Genomic DNA, 24,535 nt, shown 5'->3' on the forward strand with positions numbered 1-24,535 from the left:
CCACCCGTTTCGGCGATTGGCGTGTTGTCGGCCCGACTGGACGGCAGGAAGCGCACGCGGACAAAGAGTTCCGCCACCCACGGCTCGCCCCCTGTCGTGAATCCGCGCACTGAAAAGGCCGTGGCGCGCTGGGTTATCCCGCGCGCCACGGCCTTACACACTGTGATCGTCAGATCGGGGTGACCTCGGAGACCAGCCAGCGATTGCCGCTCTTCTCCAGGTCGACCCGCACCCGGCTGCCGCTCGCGGTGGCCTGGGGGTTGTCCTTGCTGGTGGTCATCTGATTGAGGAACAGCAGCACCTTGGCGTGCTTGGTGTCGGCGTCGATGACCCCGCCCGCCTGGGTGGAGGCGATGACGGTGAGCTGCTTTTCCTTGGCGCCGGGGGCGATGGATTCGTTGACGAGCTTGAGGTAGTCGTCCTTGAAGCCGCCGGAGAGGTCGTCGGCGACCTTGGGCAGCTCCTTGTCGACGGAGTTGAAGTTGTAGCTGAACATCGACTCGACCGTCTTGCGCGCGGCGTCCACCGATTCGGTGCGGGCGTGGTCGAGCTGCTTCATGTGCCAGGCGTCGTAGCCGAACCAGCCGGCTGCCGCCAGCGTGGCCACCATGACGGCCGCGATGGCCGAGATCCGGATGCGGTTCTTGCTCACGAGACGAACTCCAGCTTCGAGGCGGTGAACTGGTCACCGTCGTGGGTGATCGTCACACGGAATCGGTAGACGCGCTGCTGCGGCTGATCCGAGCCGGCGTTGGTGAGGTTCTGCTTGGCGGCGACCAGGATCTGGGCGGAGCGGTCGTCGTAGGACTCGACGGCGGTCTCCACGACCTGGCCGCTGGCCTTCACGTTCGCCTGCTTGATGACATCGGCGTAAGCGTCGCTGCGGGAGGAGTATTCGTCCTTGAGCTGGCCCGACGCCACCGAGAGCACCCGGTTGATGTCGTCCTTGACGGTGTCCACCTTGATGGTGGTGATGTTCAGGACGGCCTGCTTGGCGGTCTGGGTGTAGTCCGCGCGCAGCTGCTCGTTCTTGTCCGCGGCGTTGTGCGCCGGAATCCAGAAGATCAGGCTGGTCGCCAGCGCGACCAGGCACAGCGCCGCCGCGGCGCCGAACAGCAGGACCGGCCACTTGCGGCCGTCCTTCGTCTCCTCGCCGTCGGTGGTGGCCTCGGAATCCTCGGCGTCGGCCGCGACCGCCGGAGCGCCCTCGACCACCTCGAGCGACTCGTGCGCCGGCTCAGCCGATTCCGCCGCGACCGGAGCGTCCGCGGCGTCCCCCGCATCGTCGCCGGCTTCCGGCGTCACGACCGTCTTCACGGTGGTGACGCCGGTTTCGGCGACCTCGGGGGCGTCGGCCTCGGGGGTCGCGGCAGCAGCCTCGACACCCGCGGCCTTCACGGTGGTGACCTCCGCTATGGGTGCATCCCCGTCGTGGACCGGCGGTCCTTCTGACCGCACGGCCTTCCGCCGGGTCTTGCTGTTCACCACCGTGGGATCACTCATCGTTGTTGCTCCTGAAGCATTGTTTGCCAGTTAGCCGGCACGATGCCGGAACCATCGGGCCCGATATCGGCCTGGCGGGTGAGTACACCGTCCGGCCCGAGATACGTGCCACTCTTCGGATCGTACGTTCTCGTCGTCACACTCGCAGGCGCGGCTCCCGGTTGCCCGCCGGTCTCCAGCGAACTCGGAGTGAACGTGGGCTTGCCGTTGTTGTCCACCGGGTTCGGCTTACCGAAGGCCGGGTTGTCGCCGAGCGGCTGGTAGCCCTCGGGGTCATGGCACTGTTGCACCGTGGCCGCTCGCTTGCCGGGCACATCCATACAGGGGTTGTTGCGGACACCGCGGACCACGTCCGGGGAGTTCTGCGGAATCTTGCAGTACAGCCCCTTCGGGGTCTCCGGGGTCGGACCCGTGTAGTCGGCCGGCGAGCGCCGGTCCTCAGGCGCCAGGAAGCCCGTGGTGCAGCCCTTCGGGTCATTGAGGCCGATCTTGAAGTCGACCTTGCCGCCGTACTCGGTCGGGCTGCCCTTGGCGAGCGTCATCAGCGCACCGATCAGCGGCGGGAAAATGACCAGCAACTGCTCCACGCTGGCGTGGTAGGTGACGCCGACCTGGCCGAGGCTGACCAGGTTCTGCGCCAGCAGCGGCACGGTCGGCTTCAAGTCCTCGAACAGCTCGGTGGCCTTGTTGAGCGCGCCCGGGCCGTGGTCGATCACATTGCGCAGCGCCGGATCGTGCTCGCGGAGTTGATCGGTGACGGTGGCCAGGTCCTTGGTCCACCCGCGGATGGCGGAGTCGGACTCGATCTGGGTGTCCAGCAGCGGGCCGATCTTGTCGATCAGATCCTTGGTGGCATCGGTGTTGTTCTTGGCCTCCTGGACCAGCAGCGACGCGGAGTCGAGCAGCCGTTCCAGATCCGGGCCCGCGCCGTTGAAGGCGAGGAACGCCTGCTCGATCACCTGCTGCAGGCGGGTGTCCGCGACGCTGGAGAGCAGCCGGTCGGTGCGGTCCAGAATGCCGCCGATATCCATCGGCAGCTTGGTGCGGTCGACCGGGATGACCGAACCGTCGCGCAGATTGCCGCCCTGCGGGTTGTCCTTGGGCACCAGGTCCACGTACTGCTCACCGATGGCCGAGACCGACTTGACCCAGGCGTCCACATCGGACGGGATCTTGAAGTCGGACTCGATGGACAGCTTGGCGTCGACACCCTGCGGGGTCAGCACCACCGAATCCACCTTGCCCACGTTGGTTCCGCGGTAGGCGACATTGGCATGCTCGTACAGACCGCCGGTAGCGGCCAGCTTCACCGTCACGTCATACCGGCCGATGCCGAACATGGCGGGCAGCTTCACGTACTCCCCACCCATCACCGTGATGCCGATGACGGTCAGCACGGTGAAGATGGCGAGCTGAATCTTGACGAAGCGACTCAGTTTCATTTGCCCGGGTCCCCTTGCGGCACGGTGATTCCGGGAATGGCGGGCAGGCCCGGAATGTTCAGGCCCGGCAGGCCGGGCACGGTCGGCGACGGCTGGGTCGAGGACGGTTGCTGCTGCAGCGGAGTCTTGGCGGGATCGCCCTGATCGCCCGCCACGCCGGCCCCTTGGCCGAGCGCACCCTCCACACCGCCGAACCGTCCACCCAGCGGGGTTCCGGTGAGGAAGTTGGAATCCAGCCGGGCCGCAGTCAGATCGAAGGTGATCTTCACGTTCATGTAGTCGCCGCGGATGTACCGGTCGATGTACTTGAAGGGGAACGGGAAGGTCAGCATCATGTTCAGCGACCTGGTGAAGTTGTCGCTGGTGTTGGCGATCTGTTCCAGAGTCGGTCCCAGATCGGCGATCTCGGCCTTCAGGTCGTCACCGGCATTGTCGATGATCCGTTTGACCACTTCGCTGAGGTCACCCGCCGCGGTCAGCGCATTGGTGATCTGCTCCCGCTTGTTCGCGAGCACGGTCAGCGCGGGATGGATGTTGTCGATGGCGCTGGCCACCCGATCCTTTTCCTGCACCAGCGTTCCCGACAGCCGATCCAGCCCGCTCATCGCGTTGATGATGTCGGTGGTCTGAGCGTTGAGCGTCCCGACCATCTGGTTCAGCTGCGGCAGCAGGTCGCGGATCGCGTCGGTGCGGCCGGTGAACGCGGTGTTCAGCTCGTGGGTGATGTTCTCCAGCTGGCTGATACCGCCACCGTTGAGCACCACCGACAACGAGGACAGCGTCTGCTCGGTGGTCGGGTACTGCCCCGCCCGCTCCAGCGTGATGATGTCACCGTCGTGCAGTTGCCCGGTGGCGGGAATATCGGCCGGCGCGGCCAATTCGACGTGATTACTGCCCAGCAGCGAGGTCTGCCCGATCTTCGCGATGGCGTTCGCGGGCAGCTTCACGTCCTTGTCGAGCCCGATGCTGACCAGCGCGTGCCAGTCCTGCACCTCGATACCGGTGACCGTGCCGACGGTCACGTCGTTCACCAGGACCGGCGAATTGCGGGTCAGGGTGGTGACATTCGGCATCTGCACCTTGATGTGCCAAGCATCGGAACCGGTTCCGGCGGAACCCGGCATGGAGACGGTGTTGAGACCGTCCCAATCACATCCGGTGGCGCTCAGAGCGACCGCGACACCGATCGCCAGGCCCGCCACCCTGCGGCGACGAGTATTCATCAGTTCCCTCCCGGAATGGCGAGACCCGACAGCCCGTTCGGGATCCCGACCGGCGCCCGTTCGCCCTGCCCGGCGTACCGCGCGGCGACGTCGGGCGTGCTGGGCACCAGCTGGCGCGGCAACGCCGTCGCGCCCGTGCCGTCGTTCATGAGCAGCGGCGGGTAGTTCATCGCCAGGTTCTGGATCACCGGGGCCAGGTACTGCGCGCACATCTGGGCGCTCTCGTGGCCGTTGCCGGTGGAGATGTTGTCGATGGAGCCACAGATGAAGCTCAAGGGTGAGTTGAAGCCGGCGAACACCGGATAGCCGGCGACCGTGCCCTGCGCGGGGTTGTACAGCTGATAGAAGTTCACGAGAGCGGTCGGCGCGGTGTGCAGCACCTGTTCGATCTGCGGCTTGCTCTGCACCAGCGTGTTGGTGACGTCGGCGAGCTGCGCCAGGTCCGTGCTCAGCGCCCCGCCGTGCGCGTCGAGGAACTTCTTCACGTCGGAGACCGCGGAGTCCAGATTGTCCAAACCCGCTCCGAGATCACCGGATACGCCCGCCAGCACCTGGGATACCGACGCCAGCCGGCCGCCGAACTGCACGATCTGGTCGTTGCTCTTGGAGAGCACGTCCACGAACTGCTGCAGGTTCTTGATGGTGCCGAACAGGTCGGTGCGACCGTCCGACAGCGTGGTCAGCGTGGCCGACAGCTCCTTGAGGGTGTCGCGGAAGGCCTGGCCGTTGCCGTCGAGGTTGTCGGCGGCGGTATTGACCAAGCGCCCGAACGAGCCCTGCTTGTCCTCGCCGACCGGCCCGAGAGAGGTTGCCAGCTTGTTCAATTCGGCCTTGATGTCGTCCCACTCGACCGGGACGGCGGTCCGCTCGAGCGGAATGACCGAGCCGTCGTGCATCTTCGCGCCGCCGGTGTAGGCCGGGGCCAGCTGGATGAACCGGGCCGACACCACGGACGGGGAGATCAGCACGGCCTTGGCGTCGGCGGGGATGTCGACGCCGCGGTCGATGGTCATCTTGACCGTGGCCTTGTCCTTGCCGGGATCCACGGAGTCGATGGTGCCCACGCGGACGCCGAGGATCCGCACCTCGTCGCCCTTGTACAGGCCGACGGTGGACGGGAAGTAGGCGGTGATCTGCGGCTTGCCGATCCGGGAGACCCCGGTGTACGCACCCCCGGCCACGATCGCGACCAACGTCACGATCGCCGCCACGCGGGTCCAGCGCGGCAGACCGCGGATTTTGTCGAGCACAGTCGTCATTTCGGCAGCTCCGTGATCAGCGGGCGAGGCTGGAGGCCGCCGCTCTGCATGTTCTTCAGCGCTTCGGGCAGGTTCTGCGGCCAGACCAGCGCGTCGGAAAGAGCCTGCAGCATCGGGCTGTTCCAGTTGACGATGTACGCCTGGAAGTACGGACCGCTGCCGACCTGCTCACCGAGCGCACCGGCGTAGGGGCCGAGCGCGTCGAGCGCGTCGGAGATGTTCTGCTTGTTCTTCTGCAGCAGTGCCAGCACCGAATTCAACTTGTCCAACGCCGGTTTCAGCGCCGCCTGGTTGTCGTTGACGAAGCCGCTGAGCTGTTTGGACAGGCCGTTGATGTAGGTGATCAGCTGGCTGATCGCGCCCCGGCGGGCATCCAGTTCACCGAGCAGGTTGTTGCCGTCCACGAGCAGCGAATTGATCTTCGCGGCCCGATCGGACAGCACCTTGGTGACGCCCTGGGCCTTGCCCAGCAGGTCCGTCAGCGCCTTGTCGCGGGTGTTGATGCTCTTGGACAGCTGGGTGATGCCGTCCAGCGCCGAGCGCAGCGGAGCCGGCGTGTCCTTGAAGGTGGTCGACAGCGCGTCCAGGGTCTGGTTGACCCGGTCCATGTCGAGGTCCTTCACGGTGCCCGACAGATCCTGCAGGGCGTCGTTGAGCGAGTACGGAGACGTGGTGCGCTCCAAGGGAATCGGCTGATCACGCTTCAGCGCGCCGTCCCCCTCCGGAGCCACCTCGAGCGACTTGCGGCCCAGCACCGTGTTGGTCTTGATCGCGGCGGTGGTCTTGGTGCCCAGCACGATCGACTCGTCCAGGGTGAAGGAGACCTTCACCTTCGGGCCGTCCAGCGCCACTGTGTCCACCCGGCCGGACTTCACGCCGGCCACCTGGACCTGATCACCCGGCAGCAGCCCGCCCGCGTCGGCGAAGTACGCGCTGAACTGCGCGCCCGAGCGGACGAACGGCAGCCGATCGAATTGCAGGGCGGTGAGGCAGATGCTCACGACCACGACGATGCCGACGACGCCGATATTGATGACGCGTTGTCCCATGACTATCCACACCTCCCGTCGAACTGGCTGCCAGGCAGGGCAAGACGCACATCCTTGCCGTCGGGCCCGGTGAACATGATGTCGGTGCTGCACGCGTAGATGTTCAGGAACGATCCGTAGGCACCGATGCGGGTCAGCTTCTTGTAGGTACTCGGCAGCGCCGAGAGCACCGTCTGGAACTCGTCGCGGCCGTCGTCGAGAACCGTTGCCGCGCGGCCCAACTGCTCCACCGTGTTCTTCAGATCCGGCCTGGCCGCCTTGAGCAGTTCGGTGAGATCACCGGTGGCTCCGGCGATCCGGGGCAGGGCCGCGCCGATCGGGTCCTTGTCCGCGGCCAATCCACTGACCAGACGCTGCAATTCGTCCAGGGTGGTGCCGAAGGCCTTGTCACGGTCGTCGATGGTGGCCAGTACCGTCTTCAGGTTCTCGATCACGCTGCCGATCAGGGCATCGCGCGAGGCGAGGGTCTTGCCGAAGTCGCCGCCGCTGTTCAGCAGCGAGACCAGCGTGCCGCCCTGTCCCTGGAAGATCTGCAGCAGCGCCTCGGTCAGGCTGTTGACCTGGGTCGGATTCAAGCCGCGCAACAGCGGTTTGAACCCGCCCAGCAGCATGTCCAGATCCAGCGCGGGCTGGGTGTGGTCGAGATCGATGGAGCCGCCGGAGCGCAGCGGGGTCGCCGTGCCCGGGCCGTCCATCAGTTCGAGGTAGCGGTCGCCGACCAGGTTCTCGTAGCGGATGGCCGCCTTGGTGCTGGCGTAGAGCTTGTACTTGCGGTCCACGTCGAACTCGACGTGCGCCTGGTGGTCCTTGCCGACGTAGACCCGGCTCACCGAACCGACCGGGACGCCCGCGATCCGCACCTTCGACCCGGGCAGCATGCCCGAGGACGAGGTGAACACCGCGCGATAGCCGGTCTCCCGGGCGAAGCGCATCTGGCTGAAGACGACCACCAGCAGCGCCAGGATCAGCAGCATGGCGATGCCGAAAACGCTGAGTTTGACGGTGGTGGCGTGTGGTTTGAATTTCACTTCTTACCGACCCCCGGGAGCTGGTCGAACAGGATCTCGAAGACGGTCTTGGACGGATGCGGCTGCGTGGCCGGGGCCCAGATGTGGCCCTCCGAGGTATCGGTCATCAGGAAGTTGGCCTTCTGACCGCCCGTCAGGTCGAAGGTGTTCTCGCAGTGCGGGCCGCCGGTGGCGTTCACCTTCGGCAGGTCCTCGGGGAACTGGTACGGCGTGCCGCTGGGCATGATGCCGGCGTTCATGGAGAAGGCCGGGTACCTGCCACCGATGAGCTCGTCCATCAGCGGCACATTCATACCGAAGGTCATGATGGTGCAGTACAGCGCCGACCGGTATTCGAACAGCAGATCCGTGGTGGGCCGCAACAGGTTCAGCGACTTGATCAGATCGTTCTCGCTGGGCTTCAGCACCGAGTTCGAGGTATCGGCCAACCCGATGAGGTTGGTCAGCAGATCGTCCACGCGCGCCTGCTCATCGGTGATGGTCTTGCCGGTCACCTGCATGTTGTCGGTGACGCGCAGCAGGTCCCCGACGGTGTCGGAGTAGGTGCCGGTGACCGAGGCGGTCTTGCGCAGGTCCTCCTGCAACGTGGGCAGCGAGGGATTGATCTGCTTGAGGAACTCGTCGCTGTCCGACAGCAGCAGGCCCAGCTTCTCGCCACGGCCCTGCAGGGCGGTGCCCAGCGCGGTCAGCGTGGCGTTCAGCTTCTCCGGCTGCACCTTGTTGAGCACATCGCTCAAATGCTGGAACAGCGTATTGAATTCGACGGTCACGCCATCGGCCTGCACCACGGCTCCCGCGTGCAGCTGGCCCGACGGGTTCTGCGGCTCGATGAAGTTGATGTACTTCGCGCCGAACACGGTGGTGGAGTTGATGTCGACGGTCGCGTTGGCCGGCACCAGCTTCAGCTTGTCCGGATCCATGGAGAGTTCGATGCGCGCGCCCTCGGGCGTCTCGTCGATCGACTTGACCCGGCCGATCTCGACACCGCGGATCTTCACCTTGGCATCGCGATCCATGACCAGACCCGCGCGCGGCGAATTGACAGTCACCATAGCGGTATTCGTGAAACCGCCGGCGAAACTCACCAGGCAGAACACGACTACGGCGACCAGGCCGAGCACCAGGCCGGCGCCGGCCAGCCGGACCACCCACCCCTGGTCGAGGTAGCGCTTCGGCGCTGGCTTCTGGACGAACGGCGAGCCGATCGGGCTCGCCGTCCCGCCTTGTTGTTGGACCATGTTCGTCCCGCCCCTACCCGGAGAGATGGAAATTGCCGGAGGTGCCGTAGATGGCCAGCGACATCATCAGCGTCACCGTGACGACTGCGATCAGCGAGGCCCGCACCGCATTACCTACCGCCACGCCTACGCCGACCGGTCCGCCCGCGGCGTTGTAGCCGTAGTAGGTGTGGATCAGCATGACCGCCATGGCCATGAAGATCGCCTGCGCGAAGGACCAGAGGATGTCGCTGGGGATCAGGAAGGTCGAGAAGTAGTGGTCGTACACACCGGCCGACTGCCCGTAGATCTGCACCGTCGCGAAACGCGAGGCGATGAACGAGGCGATGACCGCCAGTGAGTACAACGGGATGATGGCGAGGATGCCCGCCAGCATGCGAGTGCCCACCAGGAAGGGGATGGGCCGGATGGCCATCACCTCGAGGGCGTCGATCTCTTCGGAGACGCGCATGGCGCCCAATTGTGCCGTGGTTCCCGCGCCCAGCGTCGCCGCCAGGCCGATGCCCGAGATGACCGGTGCCGCGATGCGGACGTTGATGAACGCCGCGAAGAAGCCGGTGAGGGCCTCGACGCCGATATTGCCGAGCGAGCTGTAGCCCTGCACGGCGATGGTGCCACCGGCGGCCAGGGTCAGGAAGCCGACGATCACGACGGTGCCGCCGATGACCGCGAGAGCGCCGGTGCCCATCGAGATCTCGGCGATCAGCCGGATGGTCTCGGTGCGGTAGTGCACCAGCGCCTTGGGCACCGACGCGATCGAGCGCGCGTAGAACACCGCGTGCTTGCCGACCGAGTCGAGCGCCTCGGTGAAGCGCTGAAAGCGCTTGGTCACCTTGGGAAAACGAGATTGGATTACGAAAGCCATCTGATCACCGCGCCGCGAACTTGATGCTGATGGCGGTCATCACGACATTGATGACGAACAGCGCCATGAAGGCGAACACGACCGTCTGGTTCACGGCGTCGCCGACACTCTTGGGACCGCCCTTGACGTTCAGGCCCAGGTAGCACGCGACCAGTCCGGCGACGAGACCGAACAGCATGGCCTTCACCTCGGAGATGACGAGCTCCGGGAGATGGGTCAGCAGGGTGATGCCGTTGACGAACGCGCCCGGGTTCACGCCCTGCAAGAAGACCGAGAACACGAAGCCGCCCAGGATGCCGATGGCGGACACCAGGCCGTTGAGCAGGAAGGCCACGAACATCGAGGCCAGCACGCGCGGAACCACCAGGCGCTGAATCGGATCGATGCCGAGCACCTTCATCGCGTCGATCTCTTCGCGGATGGTGCGGGCGCCGAGGTCGGCGCAGATGGCCGTCGCGCCCGCGCCGGCCACGATGAGCACCGTGACCATCGGGCCGATCTGGGTGATCGCACCGAACGCCGCACCCGCGCCCGAGAGGTCGGCCGCACCGATCTCGCGCAAAAGAATGTTGAGCGTGAAGACCACGAGCACGGTGAACGGAATCGCCACCATCAGCGTGGGAAACATGGAGACCCTGGCGATGAACCAGGACTGATCGATGAATTCCCGTCGCTGGAACGGGGGCCGTACTGCAGCGCGAGCGACCGCGCCGGCGAGTTCGAAGAACCCTCCGACCGCCCGCAGCGGTACGGCAAGGACTTCATTCATTCCCGCTATTCCTCCTGCCCCTGCCTAGCGATAGCAACCGAAATCTGAATGTGATCTCGGTCCCGCCGAAGATTAGAACACGTTCTCATACGGTTCGGGAAGGTTTCCAATGCTTTGAACAGGCCCTCTTTCTGAACCGGTGTCCAGTTTCAAGAACATGTTCAGGTGAGCCTAACCGTCAGACGTATGCCGCATTGTGAGGCGACACACATAGTTGATCCCCATTCCTACCAATGTTCGATCTCGCGATCAACTGCAGGGTCGGGGGCCGGGTCCGTCAAGACGACACGCGGCCCCCATACGGGGAAATCGAGGTGAAAACCTCAGCCCAGATCCTTCAGAGAGGAAGCCGAGAAAGTGGCGTCCGACGCGCGTTCGGCGAAGTAGCCGCCGAGCGTCTCGGCCAGGCCCTCGCGGGTGAACTCGCCGACGGCGTCGAAGCGCTGCTCGACGACGGGGGCCGCCATCAGGGCCACCATCGGGCCGTAGACGACGAACAGCTGACCGGTGATCTTCTCGGCCGCCGGGGAGGCCAGGAAGGCCACCAGGCGCGCGACATGATCGGGCGACAGCGGGTCCGGGCCCTCGTCGGGAGCCGCGGAGAAGACGTTCTCCGTCATGGCGGTACGCGCGCGGGGGGCGATCGCGTTGGCGCGCACACCGACCTGCTCCAGCGCCCGGGCCGCGGACAGGGTCAGCGCGGTGATACCGGCCTTGGCCGCACCGTAGTTCGCCTGACCGGCGGGGCCGAGCAGACCGGCCTCGGAGGACGTGTTGATGATGCGCCCGTAGACGGGGGCACCGGTCTCCTTGAACTTGGCACGCCAGTAGGCGGCCGCGTTGCGGGTCAGCAGGAAGTGCCCGCGCAGGTGCACGGCGACGACCGCGTCGAAGTCCTCGTCGGACATGTTGAACAACATCTTGTCCCGGGTGATCCCGGCATTGTTGACCACGATGTCCAGGCCGCCGAGGGACTCCTCCGCGGTACGGATGATGGCATCGGCGGTGGACCGCTCGGCGATGCTGCCGCCGACGAACTCCGCCTTCACGCCCAGCGCCCGGATATCGGCGAGGGTTGCGCTGACCGCGTCGTTCTCGGCAAGGTCGTTGACGATGATCGACGCGCCCGCGCGGGCCAGCTCGAGGGCTTCGGCCCGGCCGAGCCCGGCGCCGGCACCGGTAACGACGGCAACCCGGCCGGAAAGACTCACATCAGATTCGCTCACGAGGGCGACTCTAGAACGTGTTCCACCCGCCGGGCAAGGACCGGCCCCGGCGGGCGGGGCTGGCCTCAGACCAGCTTCAGCGCGGCCTTGGGGCACTGCGCCACGGACGACTCGATGTCCTTGCGGTTGTCCTCGGTGACCGCGACCTCGTTGACGTGCAAGTTGTCGTCGTCATCGAGATCGAACACGTCAGGGGCGATTCCAACGCAGATCCCGTTCGCTTCGCACTGATCGAAATCGACGATGACCTTCATAGTTCTCTCCTTCAACACAGGTTCTGCCCGAGCCTAACAAGCAGACCCCCGCCCAGAACAGCAAAGTAGCCCTAACCGCAACCAATACTGGAACATGTTTCACTCGCATGCGATGATCGGCAGAACCGAGAAACGAAGGCTAGAGGTACTGCTATGCGTATCGCCTACACGCCGCAACAGGAACAGCTGCGTGCCGAGCTGCGTGACTATTTCACCAAGCTCATCACTCCCGAACGGCGGCAAGCGCTTTCGGCCCAGACCGGAGAGTACGGCGAGGGCAATGTCTACCGCGAGGTCGTCGAGGAGATGGGCCGCGACGGCTGGCTCGCCCTGGGCTGGCCCAAGGAGTACGGCGGCCAGGACCGGTCCACCATGGATCAGCTGATCTTCACCGACGAGGCCGCCATCGCCGGCGCTCCGGTGCCGTTCCTGACCATCAACTCGGTCGCGCCGACCATCATGCACTACGGCACCGAGGAGCAGAAGAAGTTCTTCCTGCCCAAGATCGCCGCCGGTCAGCTGCACTTCGCCATCGGCTATTCGGAGCCCGGCGCCGGCACCGACCTGGCCTCGCTGCGCACCTCCGCGGTCCGCGACGGCGACGACTGGATCATCAACGGCCAGAAGATGTGGACCTCCCTCATCGCCTACGCCGACTACGTGTGGCTGGCCGCGCGCACCGACCCGAATGCCAAGAAGCACAAGGGCATCTCGATGTTCATCATGCCGACCGACGCCGAGGGCTTCTCGTGGACGCCCGTGCACACCATGGCCGGTCCGGACACCTCCGCCACCTACTACCAGGACGTGCGGGTCAAGAACTCCGACATGGTGGGCCCGGAGAACGGCGGCTGGGCGCTGGTCACCAACCAGCTCAACCACGAGCGCGTCGCGCTGACCTCCTCCGCGCCGCTGGCCCTGGCCGTCGCCCAGGTCACCGAGTGGGCGCGCAACACCAAGACCGCCAACGGCCAGCGCGTCATCGACCAGGAATGGGTGCAGGTGTCGCTGGCCCGCATCCACGCCAAGGTCGAATACCTGAAGCTGACCAACTGGGAGATCGCCTCGCGCGCCGACCAGGGCGGCGACGCCGCGCCGCGGCCGTGGGACGCCTCCGCCACCAAGGTGTACGGCACCGAACTGGCCACCGAGGCCTACCGGGCGCTGATGGAGATCCTCGGCCCGCAGGCCTACCTGCGCCAGGACTCGGCGGGCTCGCAGCTGCGCGGCCGCCTCGAGCGCATGCACCGCGCCTGCCTGATCCTCACCTTCGGCGGCGGCACCAACGAGGTGCAGCGCGACATCATCGCCATGACCGCCCTCAAGCAGCCCGCCGCCGCGCGCTAGCTGTGCCCATCAGCGATGTGAGCGGGCCCTACGTGGTTACGCAAGCTGCCTCCCCCGGGCCTGACCCGCACATCGCACGAAAACCAAGGTACCCATCATGGATTTCACCCTCACCGAGGCGCAGCAGGATCTGGCCCGCCTCACCGCCGAGGTCACCGGCAAGCTGGTCACCGCCGACCGGCTGCGTGAGCTCGACAAGAACACCGACGCCGACGGCAACCGCACCGTGCGCTTCGACGCCGGCCTGTGGGGCTCGCTCGCCGAGACCGGCGTGCTGGCCGCGGCCCTGCCGGAGAGCGTGGGCGGCAGTGACTTCGGCGTGCTCGAGCAGACCGCCATCCTGCGCGAGATCGGCAAGTCCGTCGCCCCCGTGCCCTACCTGTGGTCGATCGTGCTCGGCGCGGGCGCGCTCGCGCAGTTCGGTTCCGCCGCCCAGCGCGAGCTGGCCGCCCAGGCCGCGACCGGCGAGGTCATCCTCACCGCCGCGCTGAGCGAGGAGCGCAACTGGGAGCCGGCCAAGCCCGTCACCACCGCCATCGCGGGCGACGGCTGGCAGCTCACCGGCCTCAAGACCACCGTGCCCTTCGCCCGTCAGGCGGCGCGAATCCTGGTGTCCGCCACCGTCGACGGCGCCCCCGCCGTCTTCCTGGTCGACCCGTCGCACGCCTCGGTGCGCGTCGAGGACCAGATCGTCACCGACCGCTCCCCCGAGGCCGAGGTCGAATTCGCCGGCACCCCCGCCGAACTGGTGGGCACCCTCGAACAGGGCGGCGAGATCCTGACCTGGCTGCTGGAGCGCGCCTGGCTCGGCCTGGCCGCCACCCAGCTCGGCGTCGTCGAGAAGGGCCTGGAACTGGTCGCCGACTACGCCCGTGAGCGCGAGCAGTTCAACCGCAAGATCGGTAGCTTCCAGGCCGTGGCCCAGCGCCTCGCCGACGGCTACATCGACGTGCAGGGCGTGCGCCTGGCCGTGCAGCAGGCGGCCTGGCGGATCGCCGAGGGCCTGCCCGCCACCGCCGAGGTGCACACCGCCAAGTTCTGGGCCGCCGAGGCCGGACACCGCGTCGCCCACACCGTGGTGCACGTGCACGGCGGCGTCGGCATCGACCGCGACCACATCGTGAACCAGTACTTCACGGCGGCCAAGCACAACGAGTTCGCGCTCGGCGGCGCGACCGATCACCTGCGCGCCCTGGGCTCCCTGCTCGCCGACGCGCAGTAAGAACGAACAACTCTCGTCACTCTCGGGGGCAAGCCCCTGAGACCCCACGGCCCGGTTGGGCCTGGAGACTCGGCCGACCCTGCAAACGCGGCCGACGGCGAGGTGGTGGCTCCCATACCGGCCACCGCCTCGCCGTTTTCGTGTCACCGCCTCGCGGTTTTCCGTGCTGGGGAACGGTTTCCGCCGTCACGGCACCAGCGGGCCCGCGAGCACCTGCTTGCCCTCCGCCCAGTTCCCCTGCCAGCTCAGCGCGGCGTCGTCGAGCTCCTTGCGAGCCCACAGCGCCAGCAGCAGATCGGACGCGGTGCCGGAGAGTTCGGCCACCGGCGCGCCCGGGCCGTAGGTCCAGCTGTCGCCGGTGTCGGTGGCGCGCAGGCTGATCCCCGCGGTCGGCTCGCTCGCCAGGCCGCGCAGGATCATGCGGGGCGCGAACAGTTCGAACACCTCGGTCACGCCGTCGGCGGCGAGCGCCGGATCGAACGCCTCGGCCGTGCCCAGCGCATCCTGGCCGTCCCACAGGTGCATGAGGGTTTCCTGCGCGCGGCGGCGCTGCCAGAAACCGACCTTGCGCGGCATCTGCGAGGTGAAGGTCCAGGCCGGAGTCTCGGGATCGACCGACAGCGCGTCGATCATCGCCTTCGACGTGCCGTCGTACCAAGTGCGCAGACCCACCGGGTCCTTGGGCGCGGGCTCGCCCTGAAAGTCCCCGCGCTGCTCCAGGACCGCGGTGGTCACCCACAGATTCCCCTGACCGACATGGTCGGCCAGGTCGTAGAAGGTCCAGTCGCCGCAGGACGGGACGGGCGCGGACAGCTCGACCTCCGGCGTGATCAGTTCGCCGAACTCGTTCAACTTCTCGCGCACAACGGCCAGGAAATCCATGCGGCTCACGCTAAACAGAGAAACCGCAGCGTGCCAGCCATATCCGGCCGGTGGCGCGCGAAATTCGGCCAAACCTCCGGTGTCGCGCGGATGCTCAGGACTCGAGTTCGCGGACCGAGAAGACTCGCTCCCCCACCTGTTCGGGGTGTTCGGGCGACGGCTCCAGCTCGCGCAGCAGCGCCTCGCCGCGCGCGTCGCGGCGGATGGCGCGGCCCAGTTCGGCGGCGGCGCGATAGTGGGCCGGGGTGCGCAGGGTGTGCCGGACGGCGCGGGCGATGCGCTGCGGAGTGGCGGTGCGCGGCAGGACGATTCCGGCGTCGTGAGCGCGGACGCGGGCGGCGTTGTCGGCGTGGTCGCGACCGTGCGGGAGGACCACGACCGGCAGATCGGCGGCGAAGGATTTCATCAGCGTGCCGTGGCCGCCGTGGGTGACGACCAGGCTGGCGTGGCGCATGATCTCGCGGTGCGGGGCGTCGCGCAGGACCGACACATTATGGGGCACACGGAGTTCGGCGGGATCGATCGCGGGTCCGGTGGTGATGACGCCGCGCACGGGTAGCTGGCCCAGCGCCTCGGAAATTCTTTGCAGGCAGTCGGTTTGACGCTGGAACGTGGTGGACAGCGCGACCAGCACCAGCGGGTCGCCGCCGTCGGTCTGAGTCCAGGTGGTGTCGGCGACCCAGTCGGGTTCGTCGAGGATGGGGCCGACCCAGCGCACCCCGTCGGGTCCTTGACCGGGGAAATCGAAAGCGGCACTGGACAAGACGAGCTGGCGGCGGGCCAGTCGCGCCTGATCCTGGTAGTGCGCCAGACGTTCCAGCCCGAAATCCGAGCGCAGGGCGTTGAGCTTGGGTAGCAGCTCCTCGTCCCAGCGCCGCTGCACCAGCGAACCAACCAAACGGTCACGTAGCCGCCCGACCGGTCCGTGCGCGGGCGCGAAGCCGGTGCCCGGCGGTGGACCGCCCTCCACCGGCAGCGGATAGACACCGGGGATCAGCACCGAGAACGGCGTCTCGCAGGCCTGCGCGGCGACCATGGCGCCGAAGGCGAAGAAGGAGGCCAGCACCAGATCGGGCCGATTCGCGTCGATCTCGTCGGCGGTGTCGCGCGCGAATCCGGCCCCGGCCCGGGGGCGCAGCCGCGCGCCCGTCGCGGCCACCGCCTCGGCCAGCGATTCCTCCGCCAGCACCGTCACCCGATGGCCCCGGCGCACCAGCCGCCGCACCACCCCCAGCTCCGGCGGAACCGTTCCCCCGCTGCCGGTGAGGGCGATCAGATAGCTGTGGCTCATCGGGCACCTCCACCGGCAACTCTCGCACGACCGATGAGTTTCCCGCACCCGCTTCGTCCTCATCAGTACATCGAATGAGAGGGGACGCGCCACCATGCCGAGCAAGATGATCTTCATCAATCTGCCCGTCGCCGACCTGGACCGGTCCAAGCGCTTCTACGAGTCCATCGGCTGGAAGGTGAATCAGGACTTCACCGACGGCAACGCCGCTTGCATCGTGGTCGACGACAACATCTGCGTCATGCTGCTGACGCACGAGTTCTTCACCACCTTCGGCCGCCGCCCGCTGGGCGACACCCGCGGCACCGTCGGCAGTGTCTACGCGCTCGCCCTGGGCAGTGCCCAGGAGGTCGACGCGCTGCTGGAGGCCGCGCTGGCCGCGGGCGGCCAGGAGGAGGTCAGTGCGGACCGCCGGGCCCAGGAAGCCGAGGTCGGCATGTACGGCCGCACCTTCCTCGACCTCGACGGCCACCAGTGGGAGCCGTTCTACATGGCTTATCCTGTGTGATCGATGCGCGCCGATAGTCCTGAGTCCGAAGGCCCCCACGGGATATCACTGGGCGCGTACCTCAAACGGGAACGACTCCGCCACGGCATGACCCAGCGCGCCGTCGCCGAGGCGCTGCACATGTCCCGCAGCGGCTACGAGAAGATCGAGAACGGCCAGCGCCTCCCGCATCCCGGCATGCTCAACGCACTGGCCGTGCTCTTCGAGATACCGGTGAACCGGCGGCGGGTGCTGTGGTCGATCGCCACCGGCGACGACCTGTCGGTGTCGGCCGCGGCCGAGGGCTCGGTGACCGACGGCATGCTGGCCTTCATGCGCAACCTGCGCGGCCCCGCCTCCCTGCACCAGGTTCCCGAGAACAATATTCTGGCGGCCAATGCGGTGGCCTGCCGTCTGTTCCCGTGGCTGGACCCGCGGCTCGGCGCTCCCGACCGCCCCCTCAACGTCATCGTGGCCACGATGAACGAACCTCGGGCATCCGAATACCTGGTCAACTGGGCCGATTTCGTTCACCGCCTGGTCTGGGCCCTCACGGAGTACTCCCTGGCGAACACCCCGGTCGAACGCGTCCGCGAGATCCGCGAAGCCTGCCGGTCGAGCCCCGAGTTCGACCGCATCTGGAACACCCCGTGCCCACGCGAGATCCTCGCCGACGATTCCCTCCTGCTCCGCGACCCCGCCACCGGAGTGGTCACGGAATACCAAATGGACTGCCTGCGGTGGGCGTTCCCGAACCGCGACGTGGAGCTCTTCAGCCTCACGCCCCGCTACCCGGACCCCGCCACGGCCGATCCCGACACCTCGAACATCGTCCTCTGGTAATCCGCAAATCCGGCTGCCACCCAATACGGGTGACCTGCTGATCTTGATCTTGGTCAGCCCGGCGGCGAGGGTAGAGGGACCGCGGGCCGGGTTCATGTCTACATCTGGACAGGAGGGGATCGGCCCGCGGAACATTCCCCCCGCGCGCCCGGGCCGTGTCAGCTTCCTGCCAACCGATGAACCCGCGCTCCACCCCCGCGAAAGCGAGGGTGAGCCCATGGCTTTCACTGTTGCAGATCTGTTCGAGCACGCGGTCGACGCGGTCCCGGAGCGGACCGCCCTCATCTGCGAGGACCGGCGCCTCACCTACCGCGAACTCGACGACCGCGCCAACCGGCTCGCCCACCACCTCGCCGCCCGCGGCATCGGCCCCGGCGACCACGTCGGCATCTATTCACGCAATTCCATCGAAGCCTTGGAAACGATGCTCGCGGCCTACAAACTGCGAGCCGTCTCGGTGAGCGTGAATTATCGGTATGTCGCCGACGAGGTGCGCTATATCGTCGGCAACGCGGATTTGAAAGCAATTATCCACGAAGCGGAATTCACCGAAATCGTCGAAGCCGTCCGCGGGTCCGCGCCGGACCTGACCGAAACACTCGCGATAGGAACCCATTACGACGCCGCCCTCGCCGCGCAGTCCCCGGAACGTGATTTCGGTCCGCGCAGCGGCGACGATCTGTACATCCTCTATACGGGCGGCACCACCGGCCTGCCCAAGGGCGTCATGTGGCGGCACGAGGACGTCTGGCGGGCGCTCGGCGGCGGCATCAACCATGTCACCGGCGAATATGTCTCGGACGAATGGGAATTGGCGAAGAACGCCGCGTCCGCACCCGAGGGGATCGTCATGGCCCCGCTCTCGCCGCTCATCCACGGCGCCGCCCAGTGGGCGGCCTTCCTCGCCCTGCACTCGGGCGGCACAGTGGTTCTCGTGCCGCGGTTCGACGCCGACGAGGTCTGGCGGGTGGTGGCGAAGCACCGGGTCAATGTGCTGACCGTGGTCGGCGACGCCATGGCCAAGCCGCTGCTCGAGGCGTATCACGCGGGGCGGTACGAGGTGCCGTCCCTGTGGGCGTTCAGCAGTCACGCCGCGCTGTTCTCGCACTCGCTCAAACAGGAGTACCTCGCGACCTTCCCCAACCTGTTCGTCACCGACGTGATCGGGTCGTCGGAGAGCGGCAGCACCGGACTGTCCACGGTCACCCGGGATTCCGACCACACGCGGGGCCCGCGGGTGAAGTTCGGAGCGCAGTCCGCGCTGCTGGACGACGACGGCCGCCTCGTGGCGCCCGTCCCCGGAGCCGTCGGCCGGATGGCGCGGACCGGGCATGTGCCGATCGGGTACTACAAGGACCCGGAGAAGACGAAGACCATCTTCGTCGAGGTCGACGGCAAACGGTATGTCGCGCCGGGTGATTACGCCCGCTACGAGGCCGACGGCACCGTCACCCTGCTCGGCCGCGGGTCGGAGTGCATCAATACCGGTGGCGAGAAGGTGTTCCCCGAGGAGGTCGAGACGGCGCTCAAGTCCCATCCGGACGTCTTCGACGCGCTGGTGATCGGCATCCCGCACGAACGGTTCGGGCAGGCCGTCGCCGCGGTGGTGCAGCCGCGGACCTCGACCGCGATCGATCTCGCCGAACTCGACGCCCACGTGCGGACCAAGGTCGCGGGATACAAAGCGCCACGCGGCTATTGGCTGGTCGGCACGGTCATGCGGCAGCCGAGCGGCAAGGCGAACTATCCCGCCGCCAAACGGTTCGCGGCCGCGCACCCCGAGGACCTGCGCGCGCCCCGCTGACCAGCCGCCGCCTGATCAGCCCAGCAGCCCGAGCTCCCGCACCCGCATCCCGAGCTGGAAGCGGGTGCTCACCTCGAACCGCGTCATGAGCTGGGCGACGTAGCGCCGGTAGGTGCGCAGCGACACCCCCAGCGCCCGGGCCGCGGTCTCGTCCTTGGCCCCGGTGGACAGCTGCTCGACCACCGCGAGCGCCACCGCGTCCAGGCCGTCCCGCACCTCCAGGTGCTCGCGCAGGTCGCGCGCGGAATGCCAGGTGCGGGTGGCGAACTGGTGCACCACGCCGAGCAGCGCGGGTTCGGCCACCAGGTATCCGCGCGGCTCCTCCCCCGGCGCGGCCGACCACAGCGCCGCCCGCTCACGATCGACGATCAGCGCATTACAGAAATCGGCGTCGGTGACCCGGATCCGCGAGCCGAGGGTGAACTGCCGCAGCACCGACTGTCGGCCCCGGCTGCTCACATACGCGGCCGACAGCAGCACCCGCACCTGCTTTCCGGCCTCGTGCAACTGCCGGAAAACCGTGTCCTCCGCGCGGTATTCGGTCTCCGGCCGGACCGGGCGGGCGATGGCCATGACCGCCTCGTGCCGGACTCCCACCAGCATGCGGCGCAGATTCTGCGCCCACCGCTCGTCCGCGTGCAACTCGACCGTCATGCGCCCCTCCCCGGACTCCCGTGGCGGAGAGCCTAGTTCGGGCGTAGCTCCATGGGGAGACCGAAGAGGGGGAACAGCTTCTCGGTGTCGAGGAAGAAGGTGAGGCCGGAGATACGGTCGCCGGAGAGTTCCAGCGTGGTGATGGACCACGGGATCCAGACGCCGGGCTCGTCGCCGGGCTTGTAGTGGCCGAAGGCGGGCAGGCCGTTCGCGCCCTCCAGGGGCACCATGCGGGAATCGCGGCAGGCCTGGCCGGTGCCGAGCATGAAGGCGGCCACGTTCTCGGGGCCGGACACCCACAGCGAGAACGGCGGCATGGACAGGGCCACATCGGCTTTCAGCAGCTCGGTCAGGGCGCTCATGTCATAGGCCTCGAAGGCCTTCACGAAGTCGTCGACCAGCTTGCGCTGCTGCTCGTTGCGCTCGTCGAAGGGATCGGAGACGGTGGCGGTCTCCTGCACCTTCGACATGGTGGCGCGGGCCCGTTGCAGAGCGCTGTTCACCGAGGCGGGCGAGACATTCAGCATGTCGGCGGTCTCGCCGGCGGAGAAGCGCAGCACCTCACGCATGATGAGGATCGCGCGCTGGCTGGCGGGCAGATGCTGCACGGCGGCGACGAAGGCCAGGCGCAGGGTGTCCTTGGTGCTGGCGGCCTCGGCGGGGTCGGCGCCGAAGGCGAGCGCGTTCGGAATCGGTTCCACCCACACGTAATCCGGCTCCGGCGCGGGCAACTGCGAATCGGGTGTGGAGGGTCCGTTGAGGTCCATGGGCCGGGCCCGGCGCTGCGGGCCGTCCAGCATGTCCAGACAGACATTGGTGGCGATCTTGTACAGCCAGGAGCGGATGCTGGCCCGGCCCTCGAACGAGTCGTAGGACTTCCAGGCCCGCGTGAAGGTCTCCTGCACCGCGTCCTCGGCCTCGAACGAGGATCCGAGCATTCGATACGCGTAGGCGCACAGTTCGCGCCGATGGCCCTCGAAAGAACGCAGTACATCATCCGATACGGTGCCGCCCACCTTCTCGCTCATGCCTGACAGCCTCGCACAGCCCACCGACAAGAAACACCCGTCGAAACGAGCGAATGCCCGCCCGCAGAAAGCGGACGGGCACTATTCACCCACAACAAATCTCGGAGTTCGGAGAGCTGGGTCGAGCTACTTCGACGACGCCTGGGCGTGGTTGTCGGCCTCGCGGGCCTCGGTCTGAGCCTTGGCCCACTTGTAGTCCGGCTTGCCGGCGGGCGAGCGCTTGATCTCGTCCACGTACCACAGGCTGCGCGGCATCTTGTAGGAGGAGATCTCCTTGACCAGGGTCGGGCGCAGCTCCTCCAGGGTCGGACGGGCCTCGCCGCGGCAGGCCACGACCGCGACGACGCGGTTGCCCCAGCGCTCGTCCGGCACGCCGACGACCAGGGCGTCGAACACGTCGGGATGCGCCTTCAGCGCGCCCTCGACCTCTTCGGGGAAGATCTTCTCGCCACCGGAGTTGATCGACACCGAGCCGCGGCCGAGCATGGTGACGGTGCCGTCGTCCTCCACCCGGGCGAAGTCGCCGGGGATGGAGTAGCGCTTGCCGTTGAACTCCTTGAACGTCTCGGCGGTCTTGACCGGGTCGTTGTAGTAGCCGATCGGGATGTTGCCGGTGCGGGCGAGCATGCCGACCTGGCCGGAGCCGGGGGCGACCTCGTTGCCCTCCTCGTCGATGACCTTGGTGGAGCCGTCGATCTTCACACGCGGGCCGCCGGTGTGGGTGGCGCCCTTGGTGGCCACGGCCAGACCGCCGAAGCCGGTCTCGGACGCGCCGATGGAGTCGGTGATGAGCGCGTTCGGGAAGCGCTCGATGAACTCGTCCTTGAGCACGGGCGAGAACAGCGCCGCGCTGCTGGCCAGCACCCACAGGGCCGAATGGTCGTAGGGCGCACCGGTTTCCGGGTTGCCCTCGCCCAGCGCGTCCAGGATCGGACGGGCCATGGCGTCACCGGTAATGAAGATCATGTTGACCCCGTGGTTCTGCACCGCGCGGCAGACGCCGTGGCCGCTGAACTCGGGCAGCATCACGGCCTTGCCGCCGTCGAAGAGGCTGTGCAGGGTCGCGGTGAACGCGCCGCCGTGGATTAGCGGCGGGATCGGGTAGCGCACCATCGGGGCGCTGCCGCTGGCGCCGCCCTTGGACTGCTGCCATTCGTCCTCGACGAATTCACCGGTGTAGAAGTTGATGCCGCCGCCGAGCACGCGCCACCAGTCCTCCTGCCGCCACATGACGCCCTTGGGCATGCCGGTGGTGCCACCGGTGTAGATCATCATGATGTCGTCGGAGGTGCGCTCCTCGAAGTCGCGCTCACCGTGCGAGGAGGCCAGGGCCGCCTCGTATTCGATCGCGGTCGGGGGCAGCGGCAGGTCGGTGCCGTCCTCGACGGTGATCACGGTCTTGATCGCGGGCACGTTGGGGACCACGTTGGCCACCTTGTCGCTGTAGCGACGCTCGTGCAGCAGCGCGACCATGTCCGAGTTCTCGAAGATGTACTGCAACTCGTTCTCAACGTAGCGGTAGTTCACGTTGATCATGACTGCCCGCGCCTTGAAGATGGCCACCATGGCCTCGACGGCCTCGATGGTGTTGCGCGAGTAGACGCCGACCTTGTCACCCGGCTGCACTCCCTGTTCCTGCAGGTAGTGCGCCAGCCGGTTGACACGGTCCTCCAGCTCGGCGTAGGTGACCGAGCGGGTGTCGTCAACCAGCGCGACACGTTCCGGCATGAGGTCGATGGTGTGCTCGACAAGGTCCGCAATGTTGTAGCTCACAGGGACCAAAATAGAACGTGTTCTTGTGTGTGACAAGCCACTGTTTTCGCACCCGTCCCACTGAGCGGAAGTGCCCCCTGTCACGACAGTACGGTGACGTACCCCCGGATGGGGACAAACAGGAAGAGCGCACCCCGCTCAGCAGGGCGCGCCCTTCCGGACCGCACCGGTCCTTACGACTCGATGAGCGGCTTCAGCTTCTCGAACTGCGCCACGTCGCGGACGCCGACCAGCATCATGGTGACGCCCGCCTGCTCCCACACCTTCAGCTGCTCACGCACCTGCGCCTCGTTGCCGATGATCGTGGTGTCGAGGATCAGCTCGTCGGGGACGACCGCCGCGGCCTCCTCCTTGCGGCCGGTGCGGAAGAGCCGGGTGATCTCGTCGACCTGCTCGCCGTAGCCCATGCGCCGGTACACCTCGGCGTGGAAGTTGAGTTCCTCCGCGCCCATGCCGCCGATGTAGAGCGCCATGAACGGCCGCAGCCGATCCAGTTCGGCCTTGGGGTCGTCGGTGAGGATGACCTGCGCGGTGGCCGCGATCTCGAAGTCCTCGCGCGAGCGCCGCGCGCCCGGCCGGGAGAAGCCCTCGTCGAGCCATTCGTTGTACATGTCGGCCAGCCGCGGCGTGTAGTAGATGGCCAGCCAGCCGTCGGCGATCTCCGCGGTCAGGGCCACGTTCTTGGGCCCCTCGGCGCCGAGCCAGATCGGCACGTCCGAGCGCAGCGGGTGGGTGATCGACTTGAGCGGCTTGCCGAATCCGGTGGCGCCGGGACCGCCGTAGGGCAGCGGGTAGTGCGGGCCCGCACTGGTCACCTTGCCCTCGCGGGCCAGCACCTGCCGCACGATCGAGACGTACTCGCGGGTGCGGGCCAGCGGCTTGGCGAAGGGCTGGCCGTACCAGCCCTCGACCACCTGCGGGCCGGAGACGCCGAGGCCGAGGATGTGCCGGCCGCCGCTGAGGTGGTCGATGGTCAGCGCGGCCATGGCGGTCGCGGTGGGGGTGCGCGCCGACATCTGCACGACCGAGGTGCCCAGCCGGACCCGGCTGGTGTCGGAGCCGTACCAGGCCAGCGGGGTGAATGCGTCCGAGCCCCACGATTCGGCGGTGAAGACGGCGTCGAAGCCGGTCTCCTCAGCAGCCGCGATCAGCTCCCGCGTATTGGCGGGCGGCTGCGCGCCCCAATATCCGAGTTGCAAGCCAAAGCGCATTACTGGATTTCCTTTCGCACCAGAGCGGAGCGCTCCATGGTTACGCTCCGCTGCCTCCTCCGCGCCTGACCGCTCAGGCGCGGAGGTTCGTTCCTTCCTAGAACATCCGGGACCGTTCGTCAGGGCCGCAGCCCGTA

General features: G+C 67.2%; 23 protein-coding genes. 5 read left to right on the forward strand and 18 right to left on the reverse strand.

What is annotated here, in order from left to right:
* Window positions 1-169 precede the first annotated feature (169 nt).
* The 12 genes from ACFRAQ_RS31005 to ACFRAQ_RS31060 form a co-directional block, all read right to left on the reverse strand.
* Window positions 170-652 carry a h domain protein gene (locus tag ACFRAQ_RS31005; protein WP_379105936.1) on the reverse strand — a complete coding sequence of 161 codons (483 nt, stop codon included), beginning with the start codon at window positions 650-652 and terminating at the stop codon, window positions 170-172.
* A complete protein-coding gene (locus tag ACFRAQ_RS31010; RefSeq protein ID WP_379105938.1) occupies window positions 649-1,503 on the reverse strand; it encodes a hypothetical protein in 855 nt (284 codons plus the stop codon). The genes ACFRAQ_RS31005 and ACFRAQ_RS31010 overlap by 4 nt, the downstream gene beginning before the upstream one ends.
* Window positions 1,500-2,945, reverse strand: a complete 1,446-nt coding sequence (locus tag ACFRAQ_RS31015; protein ID WP_379105940.1) for an MCE family protein — start codon at window positions 2,943-2,945, stop codon at window positions 1,500-1,502. Before ACFRAQ_RS31015 ends, ACFRAQ_RS31010 begins: the two co-directional genes overlap by 4 nt.
* The gene (locus ACFRAQ_RS31020; RefSeq protein ID WP_379105942.1) at window positions 2,942-4,168 is read right to left on the reverse strand and encodes an MCE family protein; all 1,227 of its coding nucleotides are present in this window, start codon (window positions 4,166-4,168) and stop codon (window positions 2,942-2,944) included. The genes ACFRAQ_RS31015 and ACFRAQ_RS31020 overlap by 4 nt, the downstream gene beginning before the upstream one ends.
* Window positions 4,168-5,427, reverse strand: a complete 1,260-nt coding sequence (locus tag ACFRAQ_RS31025; protein WP_379105944.1) for an MCE family protein — start codon at window positions 5,425-5,427, stop codon at window positions 4,168-4,170. Before ACFRAQ_RS31025 ends, ACFRAQ_RS31020 begins: the two co-directional genes overlap by 1 nt.
* A complete protein-coding gene (locus ACFRAQ_RS31030) occupies window positions 5,424-6,476 on the reverse strand; it encodes an MCE family protein (RefSeq protein ID WP_379105946.1) in 1,053 nt (350 codons plus the stop codon). Before ACFRAQ_RS31030 ends, ACFRAQ_RS31025 begins: the two co-directional genes overlap by 4 nt.
* A gap of 2 nt (window positions 6,477-6,478) precedes the next feature.
* On the reverse strand, window positions 6,479-7,504 hold the full coding sequence (locus tag ACFRAQ_RS31035; RefSeq protein WP_379105948.1) for an MCE family protein: 1,026 nt from the start codon (window positions 7,502-7,504) through the stop codon (window positions 6,479-6,481).
* Window positions 7,501-8,742: an MCE family protein gene (locus tag ACFRAQ_RS31040; RefSeq protein WP_379105950.1), complete on the reverse strand. Its 1,242-nt coding sequence runs from the start codon at window positions 8,740-8,742 to the stop codon at window positions 7,501-7,503. Before ACFRAQ_RS31040 ends, ACFRAQ_RS31035 begins: the two co-directional genes overlap by 4 nt.
* Window positions 8,743-8,755: 13 nt before the next feature.
* Window positions 8,756-9,607, reverse strand: coding sequence for an MlaE family ABC transporter permease (locus tag ACFRAQ_RS31045; protein ID WP_379105952.1), 852 nt, complete (start codon window positions 9,605-9,607; stop codon window positions 8,756-8,758).
* 4 nt (window positions 9,608-9,611) lie between these two features.
* Window positions 9,612-10,376 (reverse strand): ABC transporter permease, encoded by a 765-nt coding sequence (locus ACFRAQ_RS31050; RefSeq protein WP_357282736.1) that lies wholly within the window; start codon window positions 10,374-10,376, stop codon window positions 9,612-9,614.
* A 323-nt stretch (window positions 10,377-10,699) separates the two neighbouring features.
* Window positions 10,700-11,602 carry a 3-oxoacyl-ACP reductase gene (locus ACFRAQ_RS31055; RefSeq protein WP_379105955.1) on the reverse strand — a complete coding sequence of 301 codons (903 nt, stop codon included), beginning with the start codon at window positions 11,600-11,602 and terminating at the stop codon, window positions 10,700-10,702.
* 65 nt (window positions 11,603-11,667) lie between these two features.
* A complete protein-coding gene (locus tag ACFRAQ_RS31060) occupies window positions 11,668-11,856 on the reverse strand; it encodes a ferredoxin (protein ID WP_213558270.1) in 189 nt (62 codons plus the stop codon).
* A gap of 153 nt (window positions 11,857-12,009) precedes the next feature.
* Between ACFRAQ_RS31060 and ACFRAQ_RS31065 the strand changes: the two genes are divergently transcribed.
* Window positions 12,010-13,203 carry an acyl-CoA dehydrogenase family protein gene (locus tag ACFRAQ_RS31065; protein ID WP_357282739.1) on the forward strand — a complete coding sequence of 398 codons (1,194 nt, stop codon included), beginning with the start codon at window positions 12,010-12,012 and terminating at the stop codon, window positions 13,201-13,203.
* 97 nt (window positions 13,204-13,300) lie between these two features.
* Window positions 13,301-14,425 (forward strand): acyl-CoA dehydrogenase family protein, encoded by a 1,125-nt coding sequence (locus tag ACFRAQ_RS31070; RefSeq protein ID WP_379105957.1) that lies wholly within the window; start codon window positions 13,301-13,303, stop codon window positions 14,423-14,425.
* 186 nt (window positions 14,426-14,611) lie between these two features.
* Here ACFRAQ_RS31070 and ACFRAQ_RS31075 read toward each other — a convergent pair whose 3' ends face one another.
* Window positions 14,612-15,307: a maleylpyruvate isomerase family mycothiol-dependent enzyme gene (locus ACFRAQ_RS31075; protein WP_379105959.1), complete on the reverse strand. Its 696-nt coding sequence runs from the start codon at window positions 15,305-15,307 to the stop codon at window positions 14,612-14,614.
* Between the two features lie 94 nt (window positions 15,308-15,401).
* On the reverse strand, window positions 15,402-16,598 hold the full coding sequence (locus tag ACFRAQ_RS31080) for a glycosyltransferase (RefSeq protein WP_379105962.1): 1,197 nt from the start codon (window positions 16,596-16,598) through the stop codon (window positions 15,402-15,404).
* Window positions 16,599-16,692: 94 nt separating this feature from the next.
* Between ACFRAQ_RS31080 and ACFRAQ_RS31085 the strand changes: the two genes are divergently transcribed.
* From ACFRAQ_RS31085 to ACFRAQ_RS31095, 3 genes are all read left to right on the forward strand, one after another.
* Window positions 16,693-17,106: a VOC family protein gene (locus ACFRAQ_RS31085; protein ID WP_379105964.1), complete on the forward strand. Its 414-nt coding sequence runs from the start codon at window positions 16,693-16,695 to the stop codon at window positions 17,104-17,106.
* 3 nt (window positions 17,107-17,109) lie between these two features.
* Entirely contained in the window at window positions 17,110-17,928 is an 819-nt protein-coding gene (locus ACFRAQ_RS31090) for a helix-turn-helix domain-containing protein (RefSeq protein WP_379105966.1), read from the forward strand.
* 217 nt (window positions 17,929-18,145) lie between these two features.
* Window positions 18,146-19,732, forward strand: coding sequence for an acyl-CoA synthetase (locus ACFRAQ_RS31095; protein WP_379105968.1), 1,587 nt, complete (start codon window positions 18,146-18,148; stop codon window positions 19,730-19,732).
* Between the two features lie 15 nt (window positions 19,733-19,747).
* On the opposite strand, the gene ACFRAQ_RS31100 is transcribed toward ACFRAQ_RS31095, so the two are convergent.
* From ACFRAQ_RS31100 to ACFRAQ_RS31115, 4 genes are all read right to left on the reverse strand, one after another.
* Window positions 19,748-20,386, reverse strand: a complete 639-nt coding sequence (locus ACFRAQ_RS31100) for a hypothetical protein (protein ID WP_379105970.1) — start codon at window positions 20,384-20,386, stop codon at window positions 19,748-19,750.
* A gap of 32 nt (window positions 20,387-20,418) precedes the next feature.
* A complete protein-coding gene (locus ACFRAQ_RS31105; protein WP_379105972.1) occupies window positions 20,419-21,414 on the reverse strand; it encodes a sigma-70 family RNA polymerase sigma factor in 996 nt (331 codons plus the stop codon).
* A gap of 126 nt (window positions 21,415-21,540) precedes the next feature.
* Window positions 21,541-23,187 (reverse strand): acyl-CoA synthetase, encoded by a 1,647-nt coding sequence (locus ACFRAQ_RS31110; RefSeq protein WP_379105974.1) that lies wholly within the window; start codon window positions 23,185-23,187, stop codon window positions 21,541-21,543.
* A gap of 173 nt (window positions 23,188-23,360) precedes the next feature.
* A complete protein-coding gene (locus ACFRAQ_RS31115) occupies window positions 23,361-24,398 on the reverse strand; it encodes an LLM class F420-dependent oxidoreductase (RefSeq protein ID WP_379105976.1) in 1,038 nt (345 codons plus the stop codon).
* Window positions 24,399-24,535 lie beyond the last annotated feature (137 nt).

This window comes from Nocardia sp. NPDC056611 (genome assembly GCF_042792755.1).
Lineage (GTDB): Bacteria > Actinomycetota > Actinomycetes > Mycobacteriales > Mycobacteriaceae > Nocardia.

What these genes read in the sequence shown, in the direction of transcription:
- ACFRAQ_RS31010 (WP_379105938.1), bottom strand. Translation starts at nt 1,503, where the DNA reads ATGAGTGATCCCACGGTGGTGAACAGCAAGACCCGGCGGAAGGCCGTG.
- ACFRAQ_RS31015 (WP_379105940.1), bottom strand. Translation starts at nt 2,945, where the DNA reads ATGAAACTGAGTCGCTTCGTCAAGATTCAGCTCGCCATCTTCACCGTG.
- ACFRAQ_RS31020 (WP_379105942.1), bottom strand. Translation starts at nt 4,168, where the DNA reads ATGAATACTCGTCGCCGCAGGGTGGCGGGCCTGGCGATCGGTGTCGCG.
- ACFRAQ_RS31025 (WP_379105944.1), bottom strand. Translation starts at nt 5,427, where the DNA reads ATGACGACTGTGCTCGACAAAATCCGCGGTCTGCCGCGCTGGACCCGC.
- ACFRAQ_RS31030 (WP_379105946.1), bottom strand. Translation starts at nt 6,476, where the DNA reads ATGGGACAACGCGTCATCAATATCGGCGTCGTCGGCATCGTCGTGGTC.
- ACFRAQ_RS31040 (WP_379105950.1), bottom strand. Translation starts at nt 8,742, where the DNA reads ATGGTCCAACAACAAGGCGGGACGGCGAGCCCGATCGGCTCGCCGTTC.
- ACFRAQ_RS31045 (WP_379105952.1), bottom strand. Translation starts at nt 9,607, where the DNA reads ATGGCTTTCGTAATCCAATCTCGTTTTCCCAAGGTGACCAAGCGCTTT.
- ACFRAQ_RS31050 (WP_357282736.1), bottom strand. Translation starts at nt 10,376, where the DNA reads ATGAATGAAGTCCTTGCCGTACCGCTGCGGGCGGTCGGAGGGTTCTTC.
- ACFRAQ_RS31060 (WP_213558270.1), bottom strand. Translation starts at nt 11,856, where the DNA reads ATGAAGGTCATCGTCGATTTCGATCAGTGCGAAGCGAACGGGATCTGC.
- ACFRAQ_RS31065 (WP_357282739.1), top strand. Translation starts at nt 12,010, where the DNA reads ATGCGTATCGCCTACACGCCGCAACAGGAACAGCTGCGTGCCGAGCTG.
- ACFRAQ_RS31070 (WP_379105957.1), top strand. Translation starts at nt 13,301, where the DNA reads ATGGATTTCACCCTCACCGAGGCGCAGCAGGATCTGGCCCGCCTCACC.
- ACFRAQ_RS31075 (WP_379105959.1), bottom strand. Translation starts at nt 15,307, where the DNA reads ATGGATTTCCTGGCCGTTGTGCGCGAGAAGTTGAACGAGTTCGGCGAA.
- ACFRAQ_RS31080 (WP_379105962.1), bottom strand. Translation starts at nt 16,598, where the DNA reads ATGAGCCACAGCTATCTGATCGCCCTCACCGGCAGCGGGGGAACGGTT.
- ACFRAQ_RS31085 (WP_379105964.1), top strand. Translation starts at nt 16,693, where the DNA reads ATGCCGAGCAAGATGATCTTCATCAATCTGCCCGTCGCCGACCTGGAC.
- ACFRAQ_RS31090 (WP_379105966.1), top strand. Translation starts at nt 17,110, where the DNA reads ATGCGCGCCGATAGTCCTGAGTCCGAAGGCCCCCACGGGATATCACTG.
- ACFRAQ_RS31095 (WP_379105968.1), top strand. Translation starts at nt 18,146, where the DNA reads ATGGCTTTCACTGTTGCAGATCTGTTCGAGCACGCGGTCGACGCGGTC.
- ACFRAQ_RS31100 (WP_379105970.1), bottom strand. Translation starts at nt 20,386, where the DNA reads ATGACGGTCGAGTTGCACGCGGACGAGCGGTGGGCGCAGAATCTGCGC.
- ACFRAQ_RS31105 (WP_379105972.1), bottom strand. Translation starts at nt 21,414, where the DNA reads ATGAGCGAGAAGGTGGGCGGCACCGTATCGGATGATGTACTGCGTTCT.
- ACFRAQ_RS31115 (WP_379105976.1), bottom strand. Translation starts at nt 24,398, where the DNA reads ATGCGCTTTGGCTTGCAACTCGGATATTGGGGCGCGCAGCCGCCCGCC.